Annotated in this window: 8 protein-coding genes and 1 pseudogene; 8 read left to right on the top strand and 1 reads right to left on the bottom strand. The window is 63.2% G+C overall.

The features are described 5' to 3' along the window. The first annotated feature begins 275 nt into the window (after positions 1-275). Positions 276-1,883, top strand: a complete 1,608-nt coding sequence (locus tag ACN6NG_RS29160) for an ABC transporter substrate-binding protein (RefSeq protein WP_353457197.1) — start codon at positions 276-278, stop codon at positions 1,881-1,883. A gap of 128 nt (positions 1,884-2,011) precedes the next feature. On the opposite strand, the gene radC is transcribed toward ACN6NG_RS29160, so the two are convergent. Beyond that, positions 2,012-2,692, bottom strand: coding sequence for a RadC family protein (gene radC / locus ACN6NG_RS29165; RefSeq protein WP_061204041.1), 681 nt, complete (start codon positions 2,690-2,692; stop codon positions 2,012-2,014). Positions 2,693-2,814: 122 nt separating this feature from the next. Between radC and coaBC the strand changes: the two genes are divergently transcribed. The 7 genes and pseudogenes from coaBC (at position 2,815) to ACN6NG_RS29200 (ending at position 8,743) form a co-directional block, all read left to right on the top strand. Further along, positions 2,815-4,026, top strand: a complete 1,212-nt coding sequence (gene coaBC, locus ACN6NG_RS29170) for a bifunctional phosphopantothenoylcysteine decarboxylase/phosphopantothenate--cysteine ligase CoaBC (RefSeq protein WP_016489816.1) — start codon at positions 2,815-2,817, stop codon at positions 4,024-4,026. 5 nt (positions 4,027-4,031) lie between these two features. Further along, positions 4,032-4,487 carry a dUTP diphosphatase gene (gene dut / locus ACN6NG_RS29175; protein ID WP_063422509.1) on the top strand — a complete coding sequence of 152 codons (456 nt, stop codon included), beginning with the start codon at positions 4,032-4,034 and terminating at the stop codon, positions 4,485-4,487. Between the two features lie 144 nt (positions 4,488-4,631). Continuing rightward, positions 4,632-5,999 (top strand): annotated as a pseudogene (locus tag ACN6NG_RS29180) (phosphomannomutase/phosphoglucomutase); the annotation flags it as partial. A gap of 30 nt (positions 6,000-6,029) precedes the next feature. Continuing rightward, the gene (argB, locus tag ACN6NG_RS29185) at positions 6,030-6,935 is read left to right on the top strand and encodes an acetylglutamate kinase (RefSeq protein ID WP_004575216.1); all 906 of its coding nucleotides are present in this window, start codon (positions 6,030-6,032) and stop codon (positions 6,933-6,935) included. Between the two features lie 74 nt (positions 6,936-7,009). Then, a complete protein-coding gene (locus ACN6NG_RS29190; RefSeq protein ID WP_063422513.1) occupies positions 7,010-7,690 on the top strand; it encodes a CsgG/HfaB family protein in 681 nt (226 codons plus the stop codon). Positions 7,691-7,718: 28 nt separating this feature from the next. Next, positions 7,719-8,087 carry a DUF4810 domain-containing protein gene (locus ACN6NG_RS29195; protein ID WP_063422515.1) on the top strand — a complete coding sequence of 123 codons (369 nt, stop codon included), beginning with the start codon at positions 7,719-7,721 and terminating at the stop codon, positions 8,085-8,087. Next, on the top strand, positions 8,084-8,743 hold the full coding sequence (locus ACN6NG_RS29200; RefSeq protein WP_063422517.1) for a DUF799 domain-containing protein: 660 nt from the start codon (positions 8,084-8,086) through the stop codon (positions 8,741-8,743). Before ACN6NG_RS29195 ends, ACN6NG_RS29200 begins: the two co-directional genes overlap by 4 nt. The last annotated feature ends 96 nt before the right edge of the window (positions 8,744-8,839 follow it).

An 8,839-nucleotide genomic window follows, 5' to 3' on the forward strand; every position in this document is an offset into this window, starting at 1 on the left:
TGGAGGTCTTATCGACCGGATCCGCTTATGCGACAGGCCGAGCCCCTAGAAAAGAGCGCTGCTTTATACCAGAAAGACTTGCTTGCAACAACAGTAGATACACATTGCCGCAAGCCAGAACGCGCCGGGCCAGCATAGCGGCAGGCCCCGTCAGCCGTCGACCGCTCGTCGCCAGATTTGTAAAAAAGGGTGTGGTCATTTACCGGCAGGCACACTAGGGTAGGCCTTTTCCAGACTGCACTGGCAGATGGGCCACCGACAGCCAAGGAGCCACCATGCGTGCTGCCGCCCTTTCCTTATTGTTCAACTCTCTGTTCGCCGCCGGCGCCCTGTTCGCTGCCGGCGTAGCCCAGGCCGCGCCGCTGAGCGTTTGCAGCGAAGCCAGCCCCGAAGGCTTCGACGTGGTGCAGTACAACTCGCTGACCACCACCAACGCCACAGCTGACGTGCTGATGAACCGCCTGGTGGAGTTCGACGCGGCGCAAGGCAAGGTGGTGCCGAGCCTGGCGGCCAGCTGGACAGTGTCGACCGACGGCCTTGTGTATGATTTCACCCTGCGCGATGGCGTGAAATTCCACACCACCCCCTACTTCAAGCCAGGCCGTGAGCTGAACGCCGACGATGTGCTGTTCAGCTTCCAGCGCATGCTCTACCCCGCCCATGCCTGGCACAAGACCGCACCGGGTGGCTACCCGCATGCCCAGTCGCTGCAACTGGGCAGCCTGATCAAGGCAATCGAGGCCCCGGCGCCAAACACCGTGCGCTTTACCCTCAGCCACCCGGACGCCACATTCCTGGCCACGCTGAGCATGGGCTTCGCCTCGATCTACTCCGCCGAATATGCCGACAAGCTGCTGAAGGCCGGCACCCCCGAGAAGCTCAACAACCAGCCGATTGGCACCGGGCCGTTCGTCTTCCAGCGCTTCCAGAAAGACGCCGTGGTGCGCTATCGCGCCAACCCTGACTACTTTGCCGGCAAGCCGGCGGTCGACCCGCTGATTTTCGCCATCACCACCGATGCCAACGTGCGCCTGCAGAAGCTCAAGCGTGGCGAGTGCCAGGTGGCCCTGTCGCCCAAGCCGCTGGACATTGCCGAAGCCGGCAAGGACGGCAACCTCAGGGTGGCCACCACCCCGGCCTTCATGACCGCCTTCGTCGCCATCAACAGTCAGCACCCGCCACTGGACAAACCGGAAGTGCGCCAGGCCATCAACCTGGCGTTCGACAAGCAGGCCTACCTCAAGGCCGTGTTCGAAGGCTCCGCAGTGGCCGCCAACGGCCCCTACCCGCCCAGCACCTGGAGCTATGCCAAGGACCTGCCCGGCTACCCGCTGGACCTGAAAAAAGCCAAGGCCCTGCTGACCAAGGCCGGCCTGGGCGATGGCTTCAGCACCACCATCTGGACCCGTCCGTCGGGCAGCCTGCTCAACCCCAACCCCAGCCTTGGCGCGCAGATGCTGCAGGCCGACCTGGCCAAGATCGGCGTCAAGGCCGAGATCCGCGTAATCGAATGGGGCGAGTTGATCCGCCGCGCCAAGGCCGGCGAGCATGACCTGCTGTTCATGGGCTGGGCGGGCGACAACGGCGACCCGGACAACTTCCTCAGCCCGCAGTTTTCCTGCGCTGCGGTCGAATCGGGGACCAACTTTGCCCGCTTCTGCGACAACCGCCTGGACCAGCTGATCAGCGCCGGGCGCACCACCAACGACCAGAGTGTGCGTAGCCGGCTGTACCAGCAGGCGCAGACGTTGATCCAGCAGCAGGCGCTGTGGGTACCGCTGGCGCACCCGAAGGCGGCGACGCTGCTGCGCCAAGGTGTGGAGGGGTACCAGGTGAGCCCCTTCGGGCGGCTGGATTTCAGCAAGGTGTCGGTGACCAAGTGAGTTTTGGGGCGCCTGCCTTAAGCGTTGTGGCGCCTGGGAGATCGAGCGCCGCGCGGGCGGCGCTCGATCTCCCAGGCACCACAAACCTCAAGACAGGCGCGTGCTAGCCCTGACCGCAATTGACCTGCCTACGCCACAATCCACCCATGCTCGACCATCGACAACGGCTCCCCGTCGCCGATGATGATGTGGTCCAGCACCCGCACGTCGATCAACGCCAACCCCCGCTTCAGCGACAAGGTCAGATGCACATCGTCCTGGCTCGGCTCGTTGTTGCCTGAAGGATGGTTGTGGCACAGGATCAGCGCCGCCGCGTTGTGCAGCAGTGCCCGCCGCACTACCTCCCGCGGGTAGACACTGGCCCGGTCTATCGTGCCCCTGAACAGGATCTCAAACGCCAATGGGCGGTGCTTGGTATCCAGAAACAGGCAACCGAATACCTCACTGATCTCATGACGCAACATGGCCTTGAGATAGCGCCGCACCGCCGCAGGGCCTTCAAGCGCGGCTGCGCGCTCCAGGTTCTCATCCAGATAACGCCGGCCAATCTCCAACAGCGCCTGTAACTGTGCGTATTTCACGGTGCCAATGCCCGGCTCGCGCAGCACCGCTTCCCGTTCGGCCTCCAGAAACTGCCTGAGCCCGCCGAAACGCACCAGCAGCCCTCGCGCAAGGTCCAGCACATTGCGCCCGGCAACCCCGGAGCCCAGCAGTACGGCAAGCAACTCTGCATCCGACAGCGCAGCAGCCCCACGCTGCAACAACTTCTCCCTCGGCCGTTCTTCAGCCGGCCACTCCCTGATATTCATCCCTGCCCCTTGCTGCGGCCCATTTCGGCCCTGTGTTAATCTATTTCGCCTCGTACATGCGACGTACTGCCGCAGGCAATTTCAAACGTCGCCGCCCGCTCTCACTGGAAAAAGGCAAGCCTATGCAGCGGCTGTATCGCAAGCGCATCGTTCTCGGCGTGGGTGGCGGCATTGCCGCCTACAAAAGCGCCGAGCTGATCCGCCGTCTCCTGGAGCACGGCGCGCAGGTGCGCGTCGTCATGACCCGTGGTGGTGCCGAGTTCATCACCCCGCTGACCCTGCAGGCGCTGTCGGGCCACCCGGTGCACATGGACCTGCTTGACCCTGCCGCCGAAGCGGCCATGGGCCATATCGAACTGGCCAAGTGGGCCGACCTGGTGCTGATCGCCCCGGCCACGGCCGACCTCATGGCGCGCATGGCCCAGGGCATGGCCGACGACCTGCTGACCACCCTGGTGCTGGCCACCGACGCCACCGTCGCCGTGGCCCCAGCCATGAACCAGGCCATGTGGCGCGACCCGGCTACCCAGGCCAACCTCGAACTGCTCAAGAGCCGTGGCATCCAGGTGTTCGGCCCGGCGTCCGGCAGCCAGGCCTGTGGCGACGTGGGCCTGGGCCGCATGCTCGAAGCCACCGACCTGGCCTGGTGCGCCGCAGAAAGCTTCAAGCGCCAGGCGCTGACCGGCAAGCACGTGCTGATCACCGCCGGCCCGACCCAGGAAAACATCGACCCGGTGCGCTACATCACCAATCATAGCTCCGGCAAGATGGGCTTCGCCCTGGCCGAAGCGGCTGCCGAGGCCGGGGCTCGGGTCACCCTCGTCACCGGCCCTGTGCACCTGCCAACCCCCGACCGGGTCAGCCGCATCGACGTGGTCAGCGCGCGGGATATGCTCGCGGCTTGTGAAGCGGCCATGCCGTGCGACCTGTTCATTGCCTCGGCAGCGGTTGCGGACTACCGCCCGGAAGTCGTTGCCACGCAAAAGCTGAAGAAAGATCCTACGACCGGCGACGGCATGCTGCTGCAGATGGTGCGCAATCCCGATATCCTTGCCACCATTGCTGGCCGCAGCGACCGCCCGTTCAGCGTCGGCTTCGCCGCCGAAACCGAACACCTGCTCGATTACGCCACGCGCAAGCTCAAGGACAAGAACCTCGACCTGATCGTCGCCAATGATGTGGCCAACCCCAGCATCGGCTTCAACAGCGAAGAAAACGCCTTGACCGTGATCGACCGCCAGCAGCACCAGACCCTCTTCGCGCAGACCAGCAAGGGCAAGATCGCCCGGCAACTGGTCGCCTTCATCGCCGATCGGCTCAATCAGGTTCAATAAGTTACATGCACGCTCTTCAAGCCAAGATCCTCGACCCACGCCTGGGTACCGAATTCCCCCTGCCGGCCTACGCCACCCCCGGCTCCGCCGGCCTGGACCTGCGCGCCCTGCTCAAGGAGGACACCGTCCTCGAGCCAGGCCAGACCCTGCTGATCCCTACCGGCCTGTCGATCTACATCGGCGACCCGGGCCTGGCGGCGATGATCCTGCCGCGTTCGGGCCTGGGCCATAAGCACGGCATCGTGCTGGGTAACCTGGTCGGCCTGATCGACTCGGACTACCAAGGCGAGCTGATGGTGTCGTGCTGGAACCGTGGCAATACGCCGTTCACCATCGCGGTTGGCGAACGAATCGCCCAGCTGGTGCTGGTCCCGGTGGTACAGGCCCACTTCGACATCGTCGAAGCGTTCGATGAAAGCCAGCGTGGCGCTGGCGGCTTCGGTCACTCCGGCAGCCACTGAGCCGGCAAATGACCGTTCAGGCCAAGGATGGCGAACTCTCTGGCGAAAGCACCGTCCAAGCGTTCAGTCTGCGCCTGCCCAGAAAGCCTTTGACTAACGGAGCTTCCAGAGATGAACGATATGGCCCACCTGGTCCCCGCCGCACTACCCGACAGCATTTTCCGCGCGTATGACATCCGCGGCGTGGTCGGCAAAACCCTCCACGCCCAGACCGCCTACTGGATCGGCCGCGCCATCGGCGCGCAGAGCCTGGCCCAGGGTGAACCGCAGGTTTCTGTAGGCCGCGATGGCCGCCTGTCGGGCCCAATGCTGGTCGAACAGCTGATCAAGGGCCTGGTCGACGCCGGTTGCCAGGTCAGCGACGTCGGCCTGGTGCCCACCCCGGCGCTGTACTACGCGGCCAACGTGCTGGCCGGCAAGTCGGGCGTGATGCTGACCGGCAGCCACAACCCGTCGGACTATAACGGTTTCAAGATCGTCATCGCCGGTGACACCCTGGCCAACGAACAGATCCAGGCCCTGCTGACCCGCCTTAAAACCAACGACCTGACCCGTGCCAAAGGCCGCGTGGAAAAGGTCGAGATCCTCGACCGCTACTTCCAGCAGATCGTCAACGACGTGAAGCTGGCGAAAAAGCTCAAGGTGGTGGTGGACTGCGGTAACGGCGCCGCCGGCGTGATCGCACCGCAGCTGATCGAAGCCCTGGGCTGCGAAGTGATCCCGCTGTTCTGCGAAGTCGACGGCAACTTCCCCAACCACCACCCAGACCCAGGCAAGCCGGAAAACCTCGAAGACCTGATCGCCAAGGTCAAGGAAACCGGTGCCGACATTGGCCTGGCCTTCGACGGTGACGGCGACCGCGTCGGCGTGGTGACCAACACCGGCAGCATCGTCTACCCCGACCGCCTGCTGATGCTGTTTGCTCAGGACGTGCTGGCACGCAACCCGGGCGCCGAGATCATCTTCGACGTCAAATGCACCCGTCGCCTGACCCCGCTGATCGAACAGCTAGGCGGCCGCGCACTGATGTGGAAGACCGGCCATTCGCTGATCAAGAAGAAGATGAAACAGACCGGTTCGCTGCTGGCTGGCGAGATGAGCGGCCACATCTTCATCAAGGAACGCTGGTACGGTTTTGACGACGGCATCTACAGCGCTGCGCGCCTGCTGGAGATCCTCAGCAAGGCCGGGCAGAGCGCCGAAAACCTGTTTGCCGCCTTCCCAAACGATATTTCCACGCCGGAAATCAATATTGATGTGACCGACGAGGGTAAATTCAGCATCATTGATGCACTGCAACGCGACGCCGACTGGGGCGAAGCCAGCCTGACCACCATCGATGGTGTGCGGGTCGACTACCCCCACGGCTGGGGCCTGGTTCGCGCCTCCAACACCACGCCGGTGCTGGTGCTGCGCTTCGAGGCCGACAGCGACGCCGAATTGCAACGTATCAAGGATGTATTCCGTACCCAGTTGCTGCGGGTTGAGCCTGAGCTGCAACTGCCGTTCTGACCGACTATCTGTTCCTTACAGGAGCCCTGCATGACCCTCGATCGCGATGCCGCTTCCCATGTAGCCGAGGTTTTGTCCGAAGCACTGCCTTACATCCGCCGCTTTGTCGGCAAGACCCTGGTGATCAAGTACGGCGGCAACGCGATGGAAAGCGAGGAGCTGAAAACAGGCTTCGCCCGTGACATCGTGCTGATGAAGGCTGTGGGCATCAACCCGGTGGTGGTCCACGGTGGTGGCCCGCAGATCGGCGACCTGCTCAAGCGCCTGTCGATCGAAAGCCACTTCATCGACGGCATGCGCGTCACCGACTCGGCGACCATGGACGTGGTGGAGATGGTGCTGGGCGGCCAGGTCAACAAGGACATCGTCAACCTGATCAACCGCCACGGCGGCAGCGCCATCGGCCTGACCGGCAAGGACGCCGAGCTGATCCGCGCCCGCAAGCTGACCGTCAGCCGCCAGACACCCGAGATGACCACCCCGGAAATCATCGACATCGGCCACGTGGGCGAAGTGGTGAGCGTGAACACCGACCTGCTGAACATGCTGGTGAAGGGTGACTTCATCCCGGTGATCGCGCCGATCGGCGTGGGCGCCAACGGTGAGTCGTACAACATCAACGCCGACCTGGTGGCGGGCAAGGTAGCCGAGGCGCTGAAAGCCGAGAAGCTGATGCTGCTGACCAACATCGCCGGCCTGATGGACAAGCAGGGCCAGGTACTGACCGGCCTGACCACCGAGCAGGTCAACGAACTGATCGCCGACGGCACCATCTACGGCGGCATGCTGCCGAAGATCAAGTGCGCACTGGATGCGGTGCAGGGCGGCGTGAACAGCTCGCACATCATCGACGGCCGCGTACCGAACGCGGTGCTGCTGGAGATCTTCACCGACAGCGGCGTGGGTACCCTGATTACCAATCGCAAACCACGCTGACCTTCCTGTATTCATCTGATCGCCGGCTTGCCGGCGATTTTTGTAGCAGTTTTTCAATCCCCTGGAGAAATCGCGTGAAATACGCATCACAAGGACTCGTGCTGGCAGCCGCCCTGGCTGTCGGGTCCATCGGCGGCTGCGCCACTGAAACGTCCACTGCTGTTGCCGTGCAACAGGTCGAAAGCGTCAACCGCCCCTACAGCGGCGTGCGCGCCCCGATTGCCGTAGGCAAGTTCGACAACCGCTCCAGCTACATGCGCGGCATCTTCTCCGATGGCGTTGACCGCCTCGGCGGGCAGGCCAAGACCATCCTCATCACCCACCTGCAGCAGACCAACCGCTTCAGCGTGCTTGATCGCGACAACATGGGTGAAATCCAGCAGGAAGCAGCCATCAAGGGCCAGGCCCAACGCCTGAAAGGTGCAGACTTCGTGGTGACCGGCGACGTGACCGAGTTCGGCCGCAAGGAAGTCGGCGATCACCAGCTGTTCGGCATTCTTGGCCGCGGCAAAACCCAGATCGCCTATGCCAAGGTTGCGCTGAACATCGTCAACATCAGCACCTCCGAAGTGGTCTACTCGAGCCAGGGCGCAGGCGAATACGCCTTGTCCAATCGGGAAATCATCGGGTTTGGCGGCACCGCCAGCTACGATTCGACGCTCAACGGCAAAGTCCTTGACCTGGCCATGCGCGAAGCCGTGAACAAACTGGTGAACGCGGTCGATAACGGCCAGTGGAACCCGAAGGCCCAGTAATACACTCATTCCAGGAAGGATTTCTTCAATGAGCATCACCCTACCCGCCATGCGCAGCTGCGCTGGCCTCGTGCTGGGCGGCCTCCTGCTGGCCGGCTGCAACGCGCCCAAGCCGCTGTACCAGTGGGAAAGCTATCAACCCCAGGTGTATGGCTACCTCAAAGGCGACTCGAAAGAAGAGCAGGCCATTGCGCTGGAGCGCGACCTGGAGAAGATCAAGGCCAAAAACGGCGCTGTGCCGCCTGGCTATCACGCACAGTTGGGGCTGCTGTACTCCAGCCTGGGCAAGGATGACCAGATGATCCAGCAGTTCCGCACCGAGAAGGCTCTGTTCCCGGAATCGGCAACCTATATGGACATGCTGGTGAACAACGCCAGCAAGGGGGCCAAGCAATGATCCAGCGCATTTCCCGGTTGCTCTTTGGCGCCTGTGTGCTGGCCTTGTTCGCGGGCTGTGCCGAGCGCCAGACCATCGACTATTCGGCTTACAAGCAGAGCCGGCCAAAGTCGATCCTGATCCTGCCGCCGCTGAACGAGTCTCCAGACGTCAAGGCCACCTACAGCATGCTGTCGCAGGTCACTTATCCGCTGGCCGAAGCCGGCTACTACGTGATGCCTGTGGCGTTGGTGGACGAAACATTCCGCCAGAACGGCATGACCACACCGGCCGACATCCACCAGCTGCCGACGACCAAACTGAATGAGATCTTCGGCGCCGACGCTGGTCTGTATGTGACGGTATCGGACTACGGCACCCGCTATATGGTGCTGAGCAGCGCGACCATCGTCACCGCCAATGCCAAACTGGTCGACCTGAAGACCGGTGCCACCCTGTGGACGGGCAGCGCCACAGCCTCCAGCCAGGAGAACCAGCAGAACCAGGGCGGCATCATTGGCATGCTGATCGTCGCGGCGGTCAACCAGATCATCAGTAGCGTGCAGGATGATGCGGGATACCCGATTGCCGGCATGACCAGTGCGCGCCTGCTGACGCCGCACCCGAATGGCGGGATCCTCTACGGGCCTCGGTCGCCCAAGTACGGCACCGACTGAGTTCGACCAAACCAGCCTCATCGCCGGCAAGCCAGCTCCCACAGGGATGGCGCCAACCTCGAAACTGGCGCATTACCTGTGGGAGCTGGCTTGCCG

Source organism: Pseudomonas sp. TSO6, from assembly GCF_056098905.1.

What these genes read in the sequence shown, in the direction of transcription:
- ACN6NG_RS29160 (WP_353457197.1), top strand. Translation starts at nt 276, where the DNA reads ATGCGTGCTGCCGCCCTTTCCTTATTGTTCAACTCTCTGTTCGCCGCC.
- radC (WP_061204041.1), bottom strand. Translation starts at nt 2,692, where the DNA reads ATGAATATCAGGGAGTGGCCGGCTGAAGAACGGCCGAGGGAGAAGTTG.
- coaBC (WP_016489816.1), top strand. Translation starts at nt 2,815, where the DNA reads ATGCAGCGGCTGTATCGCAAGCGCATCGTTCTCGGCGTGGGTGGCGGC.
- dut (WP_063422509.1), top strand. Translation starts at nt 4,032, where the DNA reads ATGCACGCTCTTCAAGCCAAGATCCTCGACCCACGCCTGGGTACCGAA.
- argB (WP_004575216.1), top strand. Translation starts at nt 6,030, where the DNA reads ATGACCCTCGATCGCGATGCCGCTTCCCATGTAGCCGAGGTTTTGTCC.
- ACN6NG_RS29195 (WP_063422515.1), top strand. Translation starts at nt 7,719, where the DNA reads ATGAGCATCACCCTACCCGCCATGCGCAGCTGCGCTGGCCTCGTGCTG.
- ACN6NG_RS29200 (WP_063422517.1), top strand. Translation starts at nt 8,084, where the DNA reads ATGATCCAGCGCATTTCCCGGTTGCTCTTTGGCGCCTGTGTGCTGGCC.